The sequence below is a fragment of the Streptomyces sp. SP17BM10 genome (assembly GCF_036322405.1).
Classification (GTDB): domain Bacteria; phylum Actinomycetota; class Actinomycetes; order Streptomycetales; family Streptomycetaceae; genus Kitasatospora.
The window spans coordinates 1-311 of the sequence record NZ_JAQYXB010000204.1; the positions used below are offsets into that span (position 1 = coordinate 1).

Here is a 311-nt window from a genome sequence, read left to right on the forward strand (position 1 = left end):
CCGCGCCGAGGAGTTCCACGAGGTCGTCCGGCGCAGCGAGCCCACCAAGGCCGCCCTGGTCGCCGCCGGCCGCTGGTTCGAGCACGGCCGCCGGGACGTCCCCCGGGTCGCGCTCACCTTCGACGACGGCCCCGACCCGGAGCACACCCGCAGCGTGCTGGAGCTCCTGGACCGCTACGGGGTGCGGGCGACGTTCTTCTGCGTCGGCCAACACGCCGCGGCGCTGCCCGACGAGCTGCGCCGGATCGCCGACGCCGGCCACGAGGTCGGCAACCACTCCTGGTCCCACCCCTTCCTGGCCGACCTGACGG

At 75.6% G+C, this 311-nt stretch carries 1 protein-coding gene; it reads left to right on the forward strand.

The genetic code is table 11. From position 1 onward, the window contains the following. The coding region (locus PUR71_RS00735; RefSeq protein ID WP_329924313.1) for a polysaccharide deacetylase family protein at positions 1 to 311 on the forward strand (311 nt) is incomplete at both ends.